Origin of the sequence: Paenibacillus sp. FSL R7-0312, assembly GCF_038004445.1 — a bacterium.
GTDB lineage: Bacteria > Bacillota > Bacilli > Paenibacillales > Paenibacillaceae > Paenibacillus_AQ.
On record NZ_JBBORE010000001.1, the window covers coordinates 3,688,204 to 3,708,194 of the forward strand.

General features: G+C 54.7%; 15 protein-coding genes. 12 read left to right on the plus strand and 3 right to left on the minus strand.

All coding sequences use genetic code 11. The annotated features are described in order from the left end of the window. The first annotated feature begins 45 nt into the window (after positions 1-45). The 5 genes from MKX70_RS15985 to MKX70_RS16005 all read left to right on the plus strand — a co-directional run bounded on the left by MKX70_RS15985 (position 46) and on the right by MKX70_RS16005 (position 6,813). Positions 46-666: a LacI family DNA-binding transcriptional regulator gene (locus MKX70_RS15985; protein ID WP_340840331.1), complete on the plus strand. Its 621-nt coding sequence runs from the start codon at positions 46-48 to the stop codon at positions 664-666. A 17-nt stretch (positions 667-683) separates the two neighbouring features. After that, positions 684-1,967: an alpha-amylase family glycosyl hydrolase gene (locus MKX70_RS15990; RefSeq protein WP_340840332.1), complete on the plus strand. Its 1,284-nt coding sequence runs from the start codon at positions 684-686 to the stop codon at positions 1,965-1,967. Positions 1,968-2,486: 519 nt separating this feature from the next. Further along, complete coding sequence (locus MKX70_RS15995; protein ID WP_042238062.1) at positions 2,487-3,410, plus strand: ABC transporter permease; 924 nt, start codon at positions 2,487-2,489, stop codon at positions 3,408-3,410. A gap of 16 nt (positions 3,411-3,426) precedes the next feature. Continuing rightward, positions 3,427-4,350 carry a carbohydrate ABC transporter permease gene (locus MKX70_RS16000; protein ID WP_042238061.1) on the plus strand — a complete coding sequence of 308 codons (924 nt, stop codon included), beginning with the start codon at positions 3,427-3,429 and terminating at the stop codon, positions 4,348-4,350. Between the two features lie 36 nt (positions 4,351-4,386). After that, complete coding sequence (locus MKX70_RS16005) at positions 4,387-6,813, plus strand: glycoside hydrolase family 31 protein (RefSeq protein WP_340784207.1); 2,427 nt, start codon at positions 4,387-4,389, stop codon at positions 6,811-6,813. Between the two features lie 667 nt (positions 6,814-7,480). Here MKX70_RS16005 and MKX70_RS16010 read toward each other — a convergent pair. Then, positions 7,481-8,989, minus strand: coding sequence for an alpha/beta hydrolase family protein (locus MKX70_RS16010; protein ID WP_340840334.1), 1,509 nt, complete (start codon positions 8,987-8,989; stop codon positions 7,481-7,483). A gap of 227 nt (positions 8,990-9,216) precedes the next feature. On the opposite strand from MKX70_RS16010, the gene MKX70_RS16015 reads away from it, so the two are divergent. Further along, positions 9,217-9,732 carry a hypothetical protein gene (locus MKX70_RS16015; protein ID WP_042238060.1) on the plus strand — a complete coding sequence of 172 codons (516 nt, stop codon included), beginning with the start codon at positions 9,217-9,219 and terminating at the stop codon, positions 9,730-9,732. Positions 9,733-9,872: 140 nt separating this feature from the next. Here MKX70_RS16015 and MKX70_RS16020 read toward each other — a convergent pair whose 3' ends face one another. Both MKX70_RS16020 and MKX70_RS16025 read right to left on the minus strand, forming a co-directional pair. Continuing rightward, positions 9,873-11,147: an MFS transporter gene (locus tag MKX70_RS16020; RefSeq protein ID WP_340840335.1), complete on the minus strand. Its 1,275-nt coding sequence runs from the start codon at positions 11,145-11,147 to the stop codon at positions 9,873-9,875. A 13-nt stretch (positions 11,148-11,160) separates the two neighbouring features. Beyond that, on the minus strand, positions 11,161-11,796 hold the full coding sequence (locus MKX70_RS16025) for a TetR family transcriptional regulator (RefSeq protein WP_052416619.1): 636 nt from the start codon (positions 11,794-11,796) through the stop codon (positions 11,161-11,163). A 201-nt stretch (positions 11,797-11,997) separates the two neighbouring features. Here MKX70_RS16025 and MKX70_RS16030 point away from each other — a divergent pair, with 201 nt between their 5' ends. From MKX70_RS16030 to MKX70_RS16055, 6 genes are all read left to right on the plus strand, one after another. Then, the gene (locus MKX70_RS16030; RefSeq protein ID WP_052416616.1) at positions 11,998-13,788 is read left to right on the plus strand and encodes a sensor histidine kinase; all 1,791 of its coding nucleotides are present in this window, start codon (positions 11,998-12,000) and stop codon (positions 13,786-13,788) included. Further along, positions 13,766-14,839, plus strand: coding sequence for a response regulator transcription factor (locus tag MKX70_RS16035; RefSeq protein ID WP_340784215.1), 1,074 nt, complete (start codon positions 13,766-13,768; stop codon positions 14,837-14,839). Before MKX70_RS16030 ends, MKX70_RS16035 begins: the two co-directional genes overlap by 23 nt. A 132-nt stretch (positions 14,840-14,971) precedes the next feature. After that, a complete protein-coding gene (locus tag MKX70_RS16040) occupies positions 14,972-16,294 on the plus strand; it encodes an ABC transporter substrate-binding protein (protein ID WP_340784218.1) in 1,323 nt (440 codons plus the stop codon). 32 nt (positions 16,295-16,326) lie between these two features. Further along, complete coding sequence (locus MKX70_RS16045; RefSeq protein ID WP_340784220.1) at positions 16,327-17,214, plus strand: carbohydrate ABC transporter permease; 888 nt, start codon at positions 16,327-16,329, stop codon at positions 17,212-17,214. Continuing rightward, on the plus strand, positions 17,211-18,083 hold the full coding sequence (locus MKX70_RS16050) for a carbohydrate ABC transporter permease (protein ID WP_340784227.1): 873 nt from the start codon (positions 17,211-17,213) through the stop codon (positions 18,081-18,083). The genes MKX70_RS16045 and MKX70_RS16050 overlap by 4 nt, the downstream gene beginning before the upstream one ends. A 15-nt stretch (positions 18,084-18,098) precedes the next feature. Beyond that, positions 18,099-19,790 carry a cellulase family glycosylhydrolase gene (locus MKX70_RS16055; RefSeq protein ID WP_340784230.1) on the plus strand — a complete coding sequence of 564 codons (1,692 nt, stop codon included), beginning with the start codon at positions 18,099-18,101 and terminating at the stop codon, positions 19,788-19,790. The last annotated feature ends 201 nt before the right edge of the window (positions 19,791-19,991 follow it).

A 19,991-nucleotide genomic window follows, 5' to 3' on the forward strand; every position in this document is an offset into this window, starting at 1 on the left:
CATAGCTCTAAAGATTCCACTGATCCGCGGAAGGAGGCTTCTATAATGACGGTTACGATGGCAAAAGTCGCCCGGAGAGCGGGAGTCTCCATCTCCACGGTCTCCCGGGTGCTGTCCGGTCGGCCGGTGGTCCGGGAGGAAGTCTCCCGCAAGGTGAAGCAGGTGATGGAGGAGCTGGGGTATACGCCGAATATCATCGCGAAGAGCCTGGTGTTGAAGTCAGCCCGTTGCTTCTGCATTCTGCTGCCGGGACCTTCAGAGCAGGCCATCTTAGGTCTGATGTTCATGGAGACCCTGCGCGGAATTATAGCGGAGGCGGGCCGCTTAGGATATGACACGATCATCTGTTCAGGTGCGGATGAGCAGGAGGAACTGAAGGCTGTCTCCGGTCTCTTGAAGGGGCACCGCGCAGACGGAGTCATTCTGCTGCCATCCAGCGGGGAAGAGGCTGTGATGGGGTATTTGCAGAGCAGCGGCTACCCTTTTGTCTTGGCAGGCCGCTGCGGCGGTGATGAAGGGATCATAAGTGCGGGTACGCAGCAGAATATGTTTGAGGCTGCGCAGCATCTGGTCAGGGAGGGATATGAGCTGGGAACTCTTGCTGTCCGGGCATTAACCGGGAAGATCAGGCTTCCAGAGCATCTCAAGGCAAGCAGAATCGTGTAACCAATAGGAGTGTAAGTATGGCTAAATTAACGGAAGTAACCCTGCGGAACCAAGTAGTCTATTCCATCTATGTGCGCAATCACAGCGAAGAAGGAACCTTCAAGGCGGTAGAGAAGGATCTGGGGCGCATCAAGGAGCTTGGTGTGGATATTATCTGGCTGCTGCCGGTGCACCCGATTGGCCTTGTGGCCCGCAAGGGCGGGCTTGGCAGTCCTTATGCCAATCAGGATTACCGGGAGATGAATCCGGAGCTTGGCAGTCTGGCGGATTTCCGGAGTCTGACGGAGGCCATTCATAGGCTCGGGATGAAATGCATCATTGATGTGGTCTATAACCATACTTCGCCCGACTCCTGGCTGGTGGAACATCATCCTGAATTCTTCTACAGGACTCCGGAGGGCAAGCTTGGTAACCGTGTTGGCGACTGGGGCGACATTGTGGATCTGGACTATAACAATCAGGAGCTGTGGGATTATCAGATCGAATCGCTGAAAATGTGGGCCGGAATGGTAGACGGCTTCCGCTGTGACGTAGCCCCTCTGCTGCCGCTGGACTTCTGGCTGAACGCCAGGGAAGAGGTGGCTGCGGTTAACCCCGGCTGCCTATGGCTTGCCGAATCCATCGAACCGGACTTCACGATGCATCTGCGTTCCCGGGGCATGGCCAGTCTGTCCGACAGCGAGGTGCTCCAGGCGTTTGATGCCTGCTATGACTATGATGTGTACCCGTATTTCACGGGCTATCTGAACGGCAGCGTTACGCTGGGCAGCTATATAGAGAAGATCAATGCGCAGGAGTATATCTATCCGGGCAATTATGTGAAGCTGCGGTTTCTGGAGAACCATGACCGGCCGCGGGCCAAGGCACTGTTCCCGGAGGAGAATGAGCTGATCAACTGGACGGCATTCATGTATTTCCAGAAGGGCATGCCGCTGATCTACGGCGGGCAGGAGACGGAGAATGAGGTCTGTCCCGATCTGTTCGACAAGTGTACTGTCAGCTGGAATACGGGGAAGGACCTGTCCTGGCTGTTCAAAGCGCTGTACCCCATTAAGCACAAAGCAATTATGGCCCATGGTGTCTGTCAGTTTACGGCACATGAAGAAGACGGAATGGTCTGCGGCATGCATACCTGGGGTGAGCAGAAGCTGGCTGGTGTGTTCAGCCTGAGAGGCAGGCAGGGAGATGTGGAGCTGGAGCTTCCGGATGGAGCGTATGTCAATTTGATTGACGGCAGCGCGGTAAACGTGGCCGAGGGCAGATTGCACTGCAGCGGCCGGCCGGTGATCATCGAAGCATGAAATAAGCAGTGTGAGCAAGCTTCAGGCTGCCTTTTGATAAAATGCCGTCCCGCAACGATGTCTGCTGCAGGGCGGTATTTTTGTTGACGAAGGGAAAGTCCCTTTGCTCCCTCCGGAAGTGGGCGGAAAGAGGGAAATAAAGGGATAAACCCCTTTAATTCCGCCGTGAACGCTGGATGGGTTAAGCCTGATTCGCAGTATGCTGCAGGATTTGCCTTCCGGAAGCATCCGTTCCCTGCTCAGGTGTCCGACATATGGGTTTATGCCCCAAAAGTCCGGATAACGTTAGCGGAAGTCTGCATACCGTCTGGCTTAGTGTCTCCCGGGTAACGGGCCGCGCGAAGTTCTCTCCTGCGGACAACGAAAGTCCGGTTTACGCTGTGAGGAGGTCCGGCTGGCGCGGCGGGGGGCAGGTATACTGAATGAAAATATAGATAAGCGTAGGCTACCGGAGCGAGTTTTGCCGAAGTCGATCATGAAGCTTATGCTAACAAACTCAAACTTTTAGGAGGGGTCACAATGAAATCCGGTCAGTCCAGTCCGGCAGCAGCCATCGGACAGATCAAACGAAACTGGGGACTGTATCTATTGCTGCTTCCCGCAGTTGTGCTTACGTTATTGTTCGCATACAAACCGATGTACGGGGTGCTCATCGCCTTCAAGAATTACAGCCCGGCGCTGGGAATTGACGGCAGTCCGTGGGCGGGATTCAAGTATTTTGACAAGTTCTTCAATTCCTATCAATTCTCGAACACGATTAAGAATACGCTGATTATTAGCGTGTACAGCCTGATCACCTTCCCGATCCCGATTATCCTTGCGCTAATGGTCAATCAGATGCGGCCGAACCGGTTCAGACGTTTTTTCCAGACCGTGTCATATATGCCGCATTTCATCTCCACAGTCGTAATGGTAGGCCTGATGATGATTCTGCTCTCGCCAAGCACCGGGCTGGTCGGTAATCTGTACAGCCTGTTCGGCGGGGAGGCTCCTGATCTGATGGGCTCGACCTCGCTATTCAGCAGTGTGTATGTCTGGTCGGATGTGTGGCAGCATGTCGGCTGGGACAGCATTATTTTCATTGCCGCGCTCTCGTCGGTCGATCCGAGCCTGTACGAAGCTGCTACGGTGGATGGGGCCAGCCGCTGGAATAAAGTCCGTTATATCGATATCCCGATGCTGATGCCGACGGCGATCACGCTGCTGATTCTCCGGGTGGGCGGTCTGCTGGGCGTAGGATTTGAGAAGGTCTATCTGATGCAGAATGATCTGAATATCACCTCCAGTGAGATTCTGTCCACCTATGTTTACAAAATCGGCCTGCTCAGCAGCCAATACAGCTTCTCGTCAGCGATCAACCTGTTCAATACGGTCATCAACTTTATTCTGCTGATCATGGTGAACCAGCTTTCCAAAAAACTTAGTGAAAACAGCCTGTGGTAGAAAGGGGAGCAGCACAATGGGAGTACTAGAGCCTGCAGCCAGCAAGAGAACTGGCAAAATCAAAAATAACCGGTCCTCGGATTCGGTAATGGAAATTATTATGTATGTTATCGCTGTCCTGTTTCTGATCATCCTGATCTATCCGCTGTATTTCATCGTCATTGCTTCATTCAGTGATCCGTCTGCGGTGGCGGGCGGCAAGGTCTGGCTGTTCCCGAGGGGGTTCACGCTTGACGGTTACCAGGAGCTGCTGCGGCATAAAAACATCTGGATTGGCTACCGGAATACCATCCTCTATACGGTGGTGGGGACGGTCATTGGTCTGGTTGTGAATATATCGGCAGCCTACGCACTGTCCAGAAAAGACCTGGCGGGACGCAAAATCCTCTCGCTGTTCTTCATCTTCACCATGTTCTTCAACGGCGGGCTGATCCCGACCTTCCTGACGATCCGGGACTTCCACATGTATGATACCTTCCTGGTTATGGTGCTGCCGTTCTCGGTTGGCGTCTACAACATTATCGTAGCCCGGACCTTCTTCCAGACGAGCCTTCCCGGAGATCTGTGGGAAGCGGCGCAGATTGACGGCTGCGGGAATCTGCGTTATTTCCTGCAGGTGGTGCTGCCGCTGTCCAAAGCGATTATTGCCGTGCTCGGCCTATGGATTGCCGTCGGGTATTGGAACTCCTACTTCAACGCGCTAATCTATCTGAAGAATCCGAATATGTATCCGCTGCAGCTGATTCTCCGTAACATTCTGATCACGAATCAGATGCAGTCGGGCATCGGCAGCGGTGAAGCGGCACAGATTGCCCTGCGTCTGGCTAATATGATGCGCTATTCCGTTATTATCATTGCTACAGTTCCCATTATGTGTGTGTATCCGTTCGTCCAGAAGTATTTCAATCAAGGCGTCATGATTGGTGCCGTGAAGGAATAGACAGATTGCTTATCTACGCAGAAATGAGGTTTATCGATGAAAACAACAACTCAAGAGCTGCTGCCGCTGCCGGAGCACTTACGGTTCGCATCTGAACCGGCCGCAAGTGCTGGGGCAGTCATTCAAGGCGAATGCTACCGGTTCACAGTGCTTACTCCGGCGCTGATCCGGATGGAATACAGTCCTAAGGGAGGCTTCGAAGACCGGGCGACCCAGATGGTGATGAACCGTAAGTTCCCGGTTCCTGACTTCCGGGTGACCGATCTCGGGAACAGGCTTGAAATTATGACGGACCGCCTGCAGCTCACCTATGACAAAGCGCCCTTCTCCCGGCATGGGCTGAGTGTGAAGGTGAGGAATGAATCCGGACATTTGCTGAGCGTTTGGCACTATGGGGATGAGGAGCAGGATCTCGGCGGTACCGCGCGCACGCTGGATAATGCCGACGGTGTCATTCCGCTGGAGCCGGGGTTGCTGTCGCGTGGAGGCGTTACGGTGGTGGATGACAGCCGTTCTCTGCTCCTGGAAGCAGACGGGACGGTGCAGCAGCGGGAGCAGGAGGGAATCGATCTGTACCTGTTCGGCTATGGACATGAATACCTGAAGTGCCTGAAGGATTTCTACCGGCTGTGCGGCAGCACTCCGCTACTGCCGCGGTATGCGCTTGGCAACTGGTGGAGCCGGTATTACCGGTATTCCGAGGAAGAGTATATTACGCTGATTGAACGTTTTGAACAGGAGCAGCTTCCGTTCTCCGTAGCGGTGATGGATATGGACTGGCATCTGGTCGATATTGATCCGAAGTACGGCAGCGGCTGGACCGGCTACACCTGGAACCGGGAGCTGTTCCCGGACCCGCAGCGTTTCCTGGACTGGCTGCATGGCAGGGGCTTGCGCGTAACGCTAAATGTCCATCCCGCTGACGGGGTACGGGCCTTCGAGGAGCCGTATCTGGCAATTGCGGGGGAGTTGGGCATGGACCCGGAGCAAGGGGAGGCAGTGGAGTTTGATATTACCGATCCGCAGTTCCTGCAGGCCTACTTCAAGTTCCTGCATTATCCGCTGGAGGAAGAGGGCGTTGACTTCTGGTGGATCGACTGGCAGCAGGGCGGGATGACTAAGGTTCCGGGTCTTGATCCGCTCTGGATGCTGAATCACTATCATTACCTGGACAGCGGCCGGCGGGGGAAGCGGCGGCTTACCTTCTCGCGTTATGCAGGTCTTGGCAGCCACCGTTATCCGGTAGGGTTCTCCGGCGACACGATCATCACCTGGGAGTCGTTGGACTTCCAGCCGTATTTCACGGCAACGGCGTCCAATAGCGGGTATGGCTGGTGGAGTCATGATATCGGCGGCCATATGGGCGGGTATCTGGATGATGAGCTGGCATTGCGCTGGGTGCAGTTCGGCGTATTCTCCCCGCTGCTGCGGCTGCACAGCTCAGCCAGTCCGTTCAACAGCAAGGAGCCATGGCGGTTCAATCGAATTGCCGGGGAGGCTATGAAGGATTCCCTGCGTCTGCGGCACCGCCTGCTGCCCTATCTGTATACGATGAACCGTTATGCCAGCCGGGAAGGACTTCCGCTGGTGCAGCCGATGTATTACCATCACGCGGAGCAGCGGGAAGCTTACGGGGTGCCGAATCAGTATTATTTCGGCACCGAGCTGATCGCATGTCCGATTACCCGGCCTGTACATTCCAAGACAGGCGTGGCGGAGTTCAAGGCCTGGCTGCCGGAAGGGCTGTGGACCGACTTCTTCAGCGGAAGAGTCTATGACGGCGGCAGAAGGCTGTCCTTGTACCGCACGCTGGAGCATATTCCGGTGCTGGCGAAGGCGGGGGCCATCGTGCCGCTGGCCGATCTGACGGAGTATACGTCATCGGTGGCCAACCCGGAACGGCTGGAGGTACGGGTGTTTGCCGGAGCGGACGGCCAGTTCCAGCTCTGGGAGGACGCAGGTGACACTGCGGAAGACCTGGACGGGAACTGGTGTGTTACCGGGATGGCCCTGGCATGGGGACAAGCCGGACAGTCGGCGGTCTTCACCATTCAGCCTGCGCAGGGTAATACTGCGATGGTGCCGGAGCGGCGGAGCTGGAAGCTGCTCTTCATGGGCTGTGCAGAGACAGAGGTGACAGTCATGGCTGGAGGAGGAGCGGTTGCGGCCGAAACTAAGTATGATGAGGCTTCGCATACCCTGACCGTTACTGTGCCGGAGCTTGAGGTGACTGAGGAGCTGGCGGTAATGCTCACTACGGCGCGGGTTGCGGTGAACAGGGTGGAGGAGGAGGTATTTGCGCTGCTAAACCATGCGCAGATCCGGTTCGACCATAAGGAGCAAATCTACCGGCTGGTGAAGGAGAACGCGGGTCCTGCGGCGGCACTTGCCGCGCTATCCTCGCTGGAGCTGGAGCCTGCGCTGTATGGGGCGATATGTGAGATTGTGACGGCCCGGTTGTAAGCGGCCTGCGTCTCCGGATGTGAAGCAAGGAGTATAACGTGAAGCGCGAAATGTGAAGCATGGAGCATGAGGCATGAGTATTGAGCATAAGCATTCAGCATGAACATGAGTATGAGTATGAGTATGAGTATGAGTATGAGTATGAGTATGAGACATAAGCATGAAGCATGGAGCGTTCAGTGTTGTCCCCCTGAGAATTACCCGTCTGCATAAACGGGGAATTCTCAGGGGGACTTTTTGAAGCCGAACAGGTGGAGCATTCAGGATGGAGAATTAGATTCTGATAGGTGGATACGGAAATTCTTACAGTTTCTAGCATATATTAGCGGCTTTATCGCATGGTACACCTGTTACGGACTGAGGAGACCTTATTTCCTCGAAAAGCACCTTTTTTCTGTGCTAACGGACTCAGATGCAGCTATTTGCCAGGATTCACCTGAAATCGGCTCCGTGGCGAGACAATAAGCGCGCTGGAGTCCGTTGGCCTGGCGAATCGTGCCCAGGACTGAAAATAAGCGCGGTACAGTCCGCAAGGAACAGGTTAAAGACCTAAGCAAGTCAGAAGCAAGTCAGAAGCAAACCAGAAGCAAACCAGAAGCAAACCAGAAGCAAACCAGAAGCAAACCAGAAGTGAACAGCCAAGCTAGCGATATGTATTCCAAGGAGATTAAGGCCTAACCACCTCATCATACCCGGCATTCGTCCCGGCATCCGTCCCGGCATCCGTCCCGGCATCCGTCCCGGCATCCGTCCCGGCAGCGGTCCCAGCAGCGGTCCCGGCATCCTCTCCATCCTCATGGCTTCCCTTCAAATGGCTGTTGAAGAAATCCAGCACAAGCTGATTCACAATTTCATTGCTTCGCCCGCCGTCAATGCCGCCCGTCATTCCGGTGTACTTCAGCAGGCTTGAATAGAGCTGCAGATCTGTAAAGTTGAAGTGTGCTGTGCCTTTGATATAGAGCTTGCCGCCCCCGCTTAGCCTGGCGTTATTCATTATTTTTTCCTCGGCATCGATATCCGGATCTGAAATCTGCTTCTTCCGGTTATTGTAATCCTCTGACTCTATGAACAAAAACGGTTTACCCAGGGACGGACCTGTGAGGGTATACAAGCTTCCATCCAGATCAATTCCCGCTTTAAGCTCAGGAATGGAGAACATCGCCTCGTACGCAGCTGCTCCACCGAAGGAGTGTCCTGCTATCCCGATGAGATCAGTATCTATGTAATCTGCGAATTGCTGCTTCAATTGGCTGAGGACAAAGCGGTTATCGTCGTTCCATACGTTGCCCAGCTGCTTTCCTGTTGCTATGAAATGATCACTGCTTAAAGACTCGCTGAACTCGGTAACTGTGCCGTCTGGAAATAAAGTAGCCGCTGTACTGTAAGTATGATCTACGGCCGCTACAATATAACCGTTCGCTGCCAGGTTCTCTGCAAGTGTGGTATGCAGCAGACTTGAGGTACCGAGGCCGTGATTGATCAGAATCAGCGGATAAGGTCCCTCTGAGCGCAGCCAGTCCGCATTCCGGTAAGCATACGTATGAATATATGCCCAATAATCGAGGGAGAAGGATGGGATTCCTAATGATCCGGCAAAAGCGGACATAACCTTCCGGTTGCTCTGTTTATCACCAGGCAGCAAAGGTGCAGTCTGGTGACCCTTCTCCGCCGGGGCCGGATACCAGACATAAACCATCAGCTCTCGTGAGTCCCCGGGGTCAGGTGTCTGAGATTCAGGCCGGCTGCTGTCGGTGAGATGTAGAGTCTGCATGCCAACGGCAAAAGGCCCTGAAGGAGCGGGTAACTCCACAACCGGGATCATGGAAGAGAGCACTGCCGAGCAGATCACTATAAGTATACCTGCTGCGGTACCTGCTATTGCCCAGCCGCGTTTCAACTGGCGGAATGCAGATTTCCTGGTTTTTTGGCCAGTGGACAACAGCTTCCGCGAACGGCCGCTAATTATTCCTGCAATGCGGATGATTAGGCCAAGCAGCACAATTACATACACGCCCGCCATTTGCCAGCGGTACCCTTCGAGCCCAAGCTGTGCTGCGCACAATGTGCCGCTAACCGCAGTTAAAGCTATTTTCACCTTGAGAACGCCATTGCCAGACACGAAGCTGAACATTAATAATAACGCGGACACAGTCAAAATAATCTCCAATACTCTCATATGTACCTCCTATATTTACATCCCCAGTAAGACCGCATGTTTCATAGATTCAGCCTATCTAAAGTGTACATATGGAAGGTTAAATACCGGTAGCTGCCGGGTTTAAATTTGGGTTAAAAGGGTTCTTCGGACAGGCGTTTCCAATGGAATCACCGGCAAATGTCGGCACAGGCGGCTGTGAAATGGTAGAATAGTAGTCATAGTCTTTGACGGGGAGTGAATTTCTTATGAAAAAGATTGCTGCCGGATTCATTGCCGGGGCGATACTGATGGTGGGTGCGCAGGCGCTGGGCGCTTCGGCAACACTGGTAGGAAAGGCAATTCAGGCGGAGTATACCGTGAAGGTGTATGGCAAGAAGCTGGCCGATCCGGCCATCGTAATTGACGGCAAAAGCTATGCACCCGTCCGTGCAATCGGAGAATTAGCCGGATTCAAGGTTTCCGTAGAAGGTAAAACGATCAGTCTGGATGAAAAGACAGAGGGAGGCGCTTCTTCCTCAAGCGATAAGAATGCCATTCTTGGTCCTGTGCCGATTGTTACGCCTGATCCCGCCTTGAGCGTGACCAAGAGCAGAATCGAAGTTATCGACGCTAAAATTGATACGGCGGTCAATAATATCCTGGCCACCAGCAGCCTGCTGAAATCGAGTCCGGACAGCGCCGATTTGAAGCTGAAGCTGGAGCAGTACAAAGCGGAATACGCTGATCTGCTGAAGCAAAAGGATCTGGAGCTGCAAAAATAAACAGAGGCAGCTGTGAAAAAGCATGAAGAAGCAGGAAAAATTGAGACAGGATGTCCCTAAAGCCGAATGTAATGGATCATGGGCTTGGGGCATCCTTTTTGCTGTGCATTCGATCGAATAAACAGTTATCTGGTACGGCCTTAGCCAGCTCTTTCAGCGGCTGAAGAATTCCCGTTAGGCAGGGCCAGCCTGCGGACGAGCGGAGGCAGGGCGAATCCGTAATACACGCTGACCAGCAGGGTGCATAGGCCCAGAATGTAGTGAAGCCAAGTGATCGACACGACAGCCGGAAACGCAATAGCGACAAAACCAAGCGCCAGGGAATGGCCGAGCATCATCACCGGCTCAATCATTGCATTCACCCGCCCCATGTTCTGCGGGATGACCAGCTCCGGCAGCCAGCTGCCCAGCGCGATATTCACCGGCGCAATGCAGATGCCTTCGATCAGAACGAGCGGGAGATAGATCCAGAGGGTGTCCGCCGAGCCCAGGGCAACAATCAGCAGGCTGGATAACAGCAGTCCGAAGATCAGCACCCGGGGGCGTGTGAACCGGTGGATCAGCGCGGAGCCGGCGAGGCTGCCGATCAGGAAGCCGGTGCCCAGGCAGAGGGTGATCAGCGAGGCGTGAAGCATATAGTTATCCGGGCTGAGCTTGTATTTCATTGCAAAAATAGGCAGGACGGCAAATACGCCGTTGACGATGCCGAAGAACAGGAAACCGGAGATGAGTGTAAGGAGCAGCTTGTGCCCGAGGATATAACGCAGCCCTTCACGGAAATCTTTAAGCAGCTGCGGAAACCGGATATCCCGCAGTGCGTAGTGTCCGCTGGGCATCCGCACTTCAGCTGTGAACCGGCAGCTTAGGATCAGGAGTCCGGAGATGAGGAAGCTCGCCCCGTCGATAAGGATAGCACCTTCAATCCCGAGAAAGCGGTAAGCTGCCGCGCCAAGGCTCATGCCGAACAGCATAAACAGCCCCATAATCATCTGGTTCAGGCCCGCTGCCTGAACATATTGCGCCTGCCCGATGCTGCCCTGCAGCAGGCCCATCTCGGCGGGGCCGAAGAACTTCGCAATGGCGCTGCGCAGGAACAACACCAGGAAGCATAAGGTAAGCAATTGACCATGTACGCATACCAGGAGCAGCAGCGTTAATCCGGCCCGGATCCAGTCGCTGTAAGCGGCAATCTTCTTGCGGTCGAGCAGGTCGGCGATGACTCCGACAAGCCAGAACACGGCAAGGGTGGGCAAGGAATACATCAGTTCAGCCGTTGCCGCCAGTGCCGGACGCGTGCTGAAATGGTCCACAAGGTAATAGGCAAAGGCCATGTTCCCGACAACTGTCCCGAGCTGTGAAGCGAAGGCGGCCAGGAACAGCCTGGTAAAGACGGGATTGCGGAAGAGTGCGGACATGTGGCGGGGCCTCCTATTCTTCAGCCGGGCGGCGCCCGGGCTTCAGTAATTGCTCCAGATAATTAAGCAGCGCGTTAATCTGGAATTCCGTGTGAGCGAGCTCCGGGCCTACGGCAAGAGTGTGGGTCATGATTCCTTCCTGGTAAGAGGCTGTAATTCTCGCCAGCTGCGCAAGCGGCATAAGCGGGCTGAATTCCCCCCGCTCCACGCCTGAGTGCAGCAGTGCCTCAAACCGGGCAATTCCGGTCTCGTACCGCTTCAGCAGCAGGCTTCGCCGCCGTTCATCCCTGGAGCCGCCCAGGAAATACTCATAGAAGGCCGGAAGGAAACTTCCGCCCGGCATGCGCAGCAGCTCTGCCTGCTGATCGGCGTACATCTGCCGGATGACTTCCCACACCCCAGGGTGTGCCGATAACAGGGCTGCTGTATAGGCCTCATATTCACTATCCTGCTGATCGAGCAGCGCTTCAAATATTTCCTCCTTGGTCTGGAAATACAAATAGATCCAGCCCCGGCTCATCCCTGTTTCCTCCAGGATATCTGTGAACGTAGCTGCTTCATAGCCCTTGGCGGTGAACACCACTTTGGCGGCACCGAGGATCTGCATCCTCCGCTGTTCTTTTTGCTGGTCGGATATTCTGGGTGACATCTCACTTCCCCCTCTCAAATAATGACACGCTTGTCATTAATATTATAATGACATCATTGTCATTTAACAAGTGGCAGTTGAATCCGCCGCTATATCCACTCCCCGGCCAGCAATATTCTCAGCACCGTATTGTCTGGCCTGATCCGGCATGCTATATTTTGACGGTAAAAGCAATCCAGCTTCGCAGAAAGGAATCAGCCTATGATGAAGCGGACAAGTCTCCGGGTCCGGCTCCTGGTCATCATGATTTGCCTGACCACATTGCCGGTGCTCACTGTTACCACCATTGCCACGTACAATACGCGGCAATCCGTGGAGAAGGAAATGATCAATGCGAATAACTCCCGGATGCAGTGGGCGGACCAGTATCTGGATGAGCTGATTGAGCAGCTGGATACCCTGTTCTACACCCTGCAGATTAACCCTCAGCTTATGGCGGGGTTAACGGGTACGGACAGCCCGGACATTAGTGTCCAGTACCGTTCGCTGAACAATATCCGCGAAGCCATAACCTCGCAGTTCTATACGAACTCCCGGAAGGTAGACGAGCTGACACTGTACATGCATGACCAATTAAAAGCCATCTCCGTTGACTTCGTGAATAGTGGAAGCGTTTCCCCGCTGGATATCGGTGAGGGCCCCTGGAGCCGGCTGCCCTACGGGCCGGTCAATATGTATTTCAAGCAGAACGGCACCGGCATCTATGCCTACCACGGCATTAACCGGTTCGAGGATCACCGGCTGCTCGGAGGCATAGGCGTGCGGATCAATCGGGAGGTATGGGAGGAGGTCAGCCATATACTCCAGTCCGAGGACGAGAGCTCGGTCTTCCTGCTGAATGATGAGGGCGAGCTGCTCTCCGGCTCGAGCATTTCCGAGAGCTCCGGTGATATCGGCAGGCGGCTGCAGAATCTTGCCGTCTCTGAGCATGAACTTGAATTCCGGCAGGAGGACGGCTATTTCTTCTTCATGAAAAAAGTGGCCGATGGCCAGCTTACGGTCGTGAAAGCCATTCCCTTGTCCACTGTCGCCAAGAGCGCACGGCCTACGATTGCTGCCGGTTTTCTGACCGGAGGCTTGTTCATGATTGCCTCCATTCTGCTGTCTATCCTGTTCTCGCTGCGGATTACCCGCCCGATTGTCAGTCTGGCGGTGTCGATGCGCAAGGCGCATGTCAGCAACTTCGAACAGCACTCGGTGCAGAGCCGTGATGAGATCGGGCTGCTGGAGCGCGGCTACAACTCGATGATGGAACGGATACGGGAGCTGATTGAGGTGGAATACCGCCAGGAGATTGAGGTCAAGAATGCCCAGCTGCTCGCTCTTCAGGCCCAGATCAATCCGCATTTCCTGAACAATACGCTCCAGCTGATCGGGGGGATGGCTTTGTCGAGGAATGCTGATGATATTTATAACATCACCCGGGTGATTGGCGACCTGCTGCGTTATTCGATCAGCAATGAAGGCGGGCTGGTGAAGCTGGAGGAAGAGCTTAAGCATGTGCGCAACTATGTGTTCATTCAGGAGAACCGCTTCCTGGGGCGTTGTACAGTGGTGACTGAGGCGGATGAGTTCTCCCGGGCCAGCCTGCTGCCGCGCTTCACGCTGCAGCCGCTGGTGGAGAACGCTTTTGAGCATGGCTTGCAGCCACAGCGCGGGCAATGGAGGCTGCTGATCCGGATCCGGACCGTTGGCAGCCGCACTGTATTCATGGTTAAGGACGAAGGCGTAGGCATGACGCCGGAGCGGCTCGAGGAGATCCGTGCGGCACTCCGGGGGAATGTCACGATGCTGGCCGATCCCGGAGCGGGAGAGCCCCGGCGGAGAAAGGGCATCGGCCTGCACAACGTCCATTCACGGCTGGTGCTGCAATTTGGAGAGAAGTATGGAATGCGTATATACAGCAAGGCCGGGGCGGGAACACTGGTTGTGATCCAGTGGCCTGCGGCCGCAGAGGGGGGAGAGCGGAATGCTGAAGGTTCTGATTATTGACGATGAGCCCTGGTCCAGACAGGTCGTGAAGTCGCTCGGCGCCTGGGAAGAACACGGAATGCAGGTGATCGGCGAAGCGGAGGACGGAATCGAAGGACTTGAGCTGGTGGAGAAGCTTCATCCGGGGCTAGTAATTACCGATATGCGGATGCCCGGACTGGACGGGGTCGAGCTGCTGGAAAGACTGAAGCATCAGTACCCGGAGGTGCAGATTATTGTGATGAGCGGATATGATGACTTCGTCTACCTGAAGCAGGCGATCCGCTCGAAGGCGGTTGAATATCTGCTGAAGCCGGTGGACCGGGCAGAGCTGAATAACGTGCTCTCGGAGTGCGCGAAGGAGCGGGAACGGCAGCGCTTAACCGGATCACCGCTGATGCTCATGGATCAGCCGCTGATGGAGCGTTATCTCGCCTACCGCCAGCGGATCTATGATCAGCTGCTCGCGCTGAACAAGCCGGCGGCAAGAGAAGAGCTGGAGAAGCTGGGACGGGAGCTGGAACGCTCGGTGCCGCAGCATCAGCTGGAAGCAATGATCGAGCGGACTGCCCGTGATCTGCTGCTGCTAGCCGGTGAAGCTGCGAAGACAAACGGGGGTGTCACGGCGGCGGATACGCCGGATACGTCCGATAGGCCCGATAAGCCATGGCCGTCAGTTCAGACCATGGTAACGGGGCTTGGGGATCACTTCACAGAGCTGATCAACACGCTTCTGGAGCAGCGCAAGAACCGCGTTAAGCTTGATCTGGCGGAGGTTGAGGATTATATCCGGAATCATTACCTGGAGCAGGTGTCGCTGGAGGGCATCGCCGTACATTTCCTGGTGACGAAGGAGCATCTCAGCCGCGCTTTCAAGGCCGCAACGGGAGACACGGTACTCGACCGGATTACCCGGCTGAGAATGGAGCGGGCCAGAGAGCTGATCGCAGGGCGTGACATGCCGATCAAAGATGCTGCTGGACTCTGCGGGTACGAGGATCTGGCATACTTTTACCGTGTCTTCAAGAAGCACTACGGCATTACCCCCGGAGAGCTGCGGAGCGAGAAGTGAATTTTGCGGATGATAAATAAAAATGAAAGCGTATCAATATAATGCAACTCCCGATGTTAATATCCTTAAAAGACGCTGCCCCTTATATCCCCTAGACTAAAGAGGCAGACATAACAGAAGGGGGTAACAGAAATGAAGAAAGCGCTTAATACAGCAATGGCACTGATGCTTGTTCTGGGGATTGTATCGGGGTGCAGCTCCGGTTCAAATGGAAATACGCCAAGGGAGAGCGCAAGCAGCAAGCCGTCAGAAAGTGCGGCAGCAGCAGCGACTGAAGGCCCGGCCCAAAAAGTGGAGCTGAAGGTATTCATGAGCTTCCCGCGTTTTAAGGATCAATTCGATAAATATTTCGAGCAATTCAAGGCCAAGGAGCTGGCGGAGAAAAATATTGATGTCACCGTCAAGCTGGAGATGCCGAACCCGGATCAGGCCAAGCAGATTCTGGAGACCCGGATGGCCTCAAATGATGCGCCGGATGTATTCACCCTCCATGCGATTGCGGATGTGCCCCGGTATTACAAGGCCGGCTATCTGAGCGATCTGTCGGATCAGGACTTCGTACCGAAGCTGTATGACAGTGTCCGGCAGACCGTTACCTATGATGATAAAGTTGTAGCTTTGCCGCTGGAGAGCCTGTCCTGGGGATATCTGTACAACAAGCAAATCTTCAGCGAGCTCGGCATTCAGCCGCCGCAGACACTGGATGACATGCAGGCAGCGATTGACAAGCTGAATGCAGCCGGGATTAAGCCGTTCGAGCTGAGCTTCCAGGAATCGTGGATTCCGCAGCTGATGATGGCGCTGTCTCTTGGAGGCATCGTATCCTCCGAGCATCCGGACTGGGTGGAGAAGATGAACAAAGGCGAAGCCTCCTATGCCGATGTGAAGGATGTCTTCAACATTATTGATCTGATTATGGCTAACGGCACGGATAAACCGTTTGAGGTGGGCAGTGCGGCAGGGTCCACGGATTTTGCGAACGGCAAAGCGGCAATGTGGGTGCAGGGACCGTGGCAGGCGGAATCCATCCTCAAAGCCAATCCTGATATGGAATTTGGTGTGGCTCCGCTGCCAGTCAGTAACGATCCCGCGGCTACACAGATTAATCTGGCGACCTCGACATCTCTGGCGGTATCCCCTAACAGCAAGAACAAGGCTGTGGCGCTGGATCTGGTGAATTATGTGCTGGATGACCAGGATTCTTCGGCGCTGTTCGAGGAGCTGAAATTTAATCCGGTGGCGAAGCAGCACACCTACAATACCTATCCGTGGGTGACCGAGGCCAGCTCTTATGTCTCCGAAGGCAAGGCTTATCTGGATCTGTCGCTCCCGAACGGCGTAACCGATGAGACGGCCAAGCTGCTGCAGAGCTATTACACCAAGGGTGTAACTCAGGAGGAATTCATTAAGACGCTCGACAAGACCTGGGCCAATGCGGTAAAAGCAGGTAACTAAGGAAACCCAGAAACAGCATAGGAGTGATAGAGATGAGTGGAAGCAGTAAAAGCAAACAGTCGCTCATTCTGCTGGCCTTCGTGTTTCCCGCCCTGCTGTTCTACGCCGTATTCATGCTTGCTCCCGCCTTCGGCGGGGCATGGTACAGCTTCACGGACTGGAACGGATTGAATCCCGCCTACCATCTGGTGGGATTCGCCAATTACATCGAAGCGCTGACGGATGATGCTTTTTTCATCGATTCAGTCTGGTTTACCCTGAAATTTGTAGTTTTTATGGTCGTGCTGCAGAATGTGCTGGCGGTGCTGCTGGCTGTGCTGATCGAATCCCGCCGCAGCAGCAAGGCCTGGTTCCGGACGATCTTCTTCATGCCGAACATGATCAGCATGATTATCGGCGGATTCATGTGGCTGTTTATTTTCACCAAAGCACTGCCTTATATCGCTGAGCATGCGGGCCTGGCTTTTCTGGACCAGTCGTGGATCGGCGACCCGAAATATTCTTTTCTGGCGATTGTCATTGTCTCCTTGTGGGGCGGCGTAGGTTACCTGATGGTGATCTATATTGCGGCGCTGCAAGGGGTGCCGGATGCGCTCAAGGAAGCGGCTGCCATTGACGGCGCGAATAGCTGGCAGACCTTCCGCAGCATTACACTGCCTATGGTCTATCCGGCTGTAACGATCGGTATCTTCGTGACGCTGAACAGCTCGTTCAAGGCTTTTGACGCCGTGTTCGCGCTCACCGGGGGTGGACCGGGAAGAGCGACCCAGGTGCTCGCGCTGAATATTTTTGAGGAAGCGTTCAAGATGAGCGGCCGCTACGGCTACGCCAGTGCCAAGGCGATGATCCTGTTCCTGGTGGTCCTGGTGATCACGCTGATACAGCTGAGCATTATGAAACGAAGAGAGGTGGAGGCATGAGTACCGTCCGGTTGAATTCAACATTGAAGTCCGGTATTGCGGGGCGGCGCAGATTGTCTTCGTTTATCGTCTTTCTTTTCCTGCTGGCAGGTGCCGTAATTACGCTCTTTCCAATCTACATGGGGGTGCTCAACTCTCTGAAGACGGAAGGGGACATGATGAATAATATTCTGGCCATTCCGAGTAAGCTGGAATTCGGCAACTATAGTGATGCTTTTGAGAAAACCAATTTCCTGCGCAGTCTCGGCAATACGGTGGTAGTCGCGGCTACTGGTCTCGTCGGTATTATTCTATTCTCGTCCATGGCCGGCTATAAGCTGTCCAGAACACCCGGCAGACTGAGCACGTTCCTGTTCAACCTGTTCGTCCTGTCGATGCTGATTCCGTTTCATTCGATTATGATCTCGCTGAACCGGATCTCCATGAAGCTGGCGGTGCAGGGCACCACGGTCGGCCTCGGCCTAATCTATATCGGGCTGGGTGTGTCGATGGCCATCTTCCTGTATCACGGATTCGTCAAATCGGTCCCCCGGGATCTGGATGAGGCTGCGGTAATCGACGGCTGCGGGGAGGTCAGGCTGTTCACTACGATTATTTTTCCGCTTCTGCTACCGATTACGACAACTGTGGCGATTCTCAACCTGCTGTGGATGTGGAATGACTTTCTGCTGCCGCTGCTCATGCTCACGGATGCCGATCAATATACGCTGCTGCTGTCCACCAATATGCTGTTCGGGCAATATGGCAATAATGACTGGTCGGCGATTCTGTCTTCGCTGGTGCTGACGATGCTGCCCGTTGTGATTCTATATCTGCTGCTGCAAAAATACATTCTGAATGGCATTGCCGAAGGCGCCGTCAAAGGGTAAAGGGAGGAAAAACAAATGATTCACCCGGACCATCATGAAGTAAGCGGGTTTCTCTATGCAGACGGGCACCGCTTAAGAAACGGGGAAGGGCGCGAGCTGCTGCTGAGGGGTGTGGGGCTTGGCAGCTGGCTGCTGCCTGAAGGGTACATGTGGCGTTTCCCGGAACAGGGAGACCGTCCGCGCCGGATCGAAGCGATGATTACAGCGCTAATTGGTGCTGACGGGGCGGAGGCGTTCTGGGAGACCTATTATGACCGCTATGTGGCCGAAACGGATATTGCGCGGATTGCCGCAGAAGGCTTCAACTCGATCCGGATTCCGATTAACGCCCGCTATATCCTGCGGGAAGAAGAGGGAGTGTCCGGCTGGCATGAGGAGCATCTGGTGCGGCTGGATCAGATCATTGGCTGGTGCAGGGAGCACAGAATCTACGCCATTCTGGATCTGCATGGAGCACCCGGAGGCCAGACCGGAACGAATATCGACGACTCCGCGCGGGATCTGCCGGAGCTGTTCACAGATGAGCGTAACAAGCAGCTGACCATCGCCATCTGGCGGATGCTTGCGCAGCGGTATAAGGACGAGTGGATCGTAGCGGGTTATGATTTGCTGAACGAGCCGCTGCCGGACTGGTTCTCGCAATACAATGACCAGGTGATGCCGCTGTACAGCGAGATTATTGCGGCTATCCGGGAGGTCGATGCCCTGCATATGATTATTCTGGAGGGCGTGCACTGGGCGACGGACTGGTCGATCTTCGAGGGATTGCCTGATAATAAGTTGCCGGATGATAATGTAATGCTGCAGTTTCACAAGTACTGGAACAACCCGGATACGGAGAGCATTCAGAAGTATCTCGACGTAAGAGAGCGGCTGAATGTGCCGCTGTTCATGGGGGAGGGCGGGGAGAATAATAAGGACTGGTATGCCGGCGCTTTCCAGTTGTTTGAGGATCACGGCATCTCCTGGAACTTCTGGACCTGGAAGAAGCTCGACACGGATAACTCCCCCTGCTCCATCGTTCCTCCTGAGGGCTGGCCTAAGCTGGTCCGCTATCTGGAGGGAGGTGCGAAGCCGGAGCGTGTGGAGGCTCAAGAGATTCTGGACGAATATTTGCTCAATCTGAGCCTGGACAACTGTGTGTACCATTCAGAGGTGGTCCACTCGCTGTTCCGGCGGCTGCCGGTGAGGATTCCTGCTATATTTTATGGCTACAAGGGGAGCGGTCTCAGCTTCGGGAGAGCTTCCGGCAGACAGGCTGCGGTAGGCACGGGCTTCCGGGAGGAGGACGGAATGAACTTCCGCTTCGTGGAGGGAGACCGGACGGTACCCAATTTCCAGCACGGCCGCGGCCAGGCCTGGCTGCCTGAGGAGAGGCTGTGTGTGGATCTGGCGGAGGGGGACTGGGCAGCGTATGAATTTACGGTTGCGGTTGCGGCTGGGGATATGGAGCTGCTGAAGCTGGGGGACTTGGAGGGCTTGCTGGCTCTGGAGCTGCGGGTCCTGATGAGCGGCTCGGACAGTGAGCTGATGGTGAAGCTGGATGGTCAGGAGATCGGCCGGATTCACGGTAATGCCTCGGACTCCGGGCAGGACTGGCAGACGGTGCGGATTCAGAGTGGTCAGCCGCTGGAAGCTGGAGCACATGAGCTGACAGTCAGCGCTGCATCGGGTGCGGCATCCCTGGAGTGGCTGGATTTGCGGTAGTGCAAAGGTGCTGTAAAGGTACAACATGAAGGTACAGTATGGATGCAGAGAAGGAACGGCGAGGGTGCAGTAAAAGTAGAGTAAATGGTAGGGTAGAGGTAATGTAAGAATAGAATATAGTTAGAGTGCAGGAAAAGTAGAGGTACAGCGAAGGTACAGCGAAGGTACAGCGAAGGTACAGTAAAGGTACAGTATGGGAAT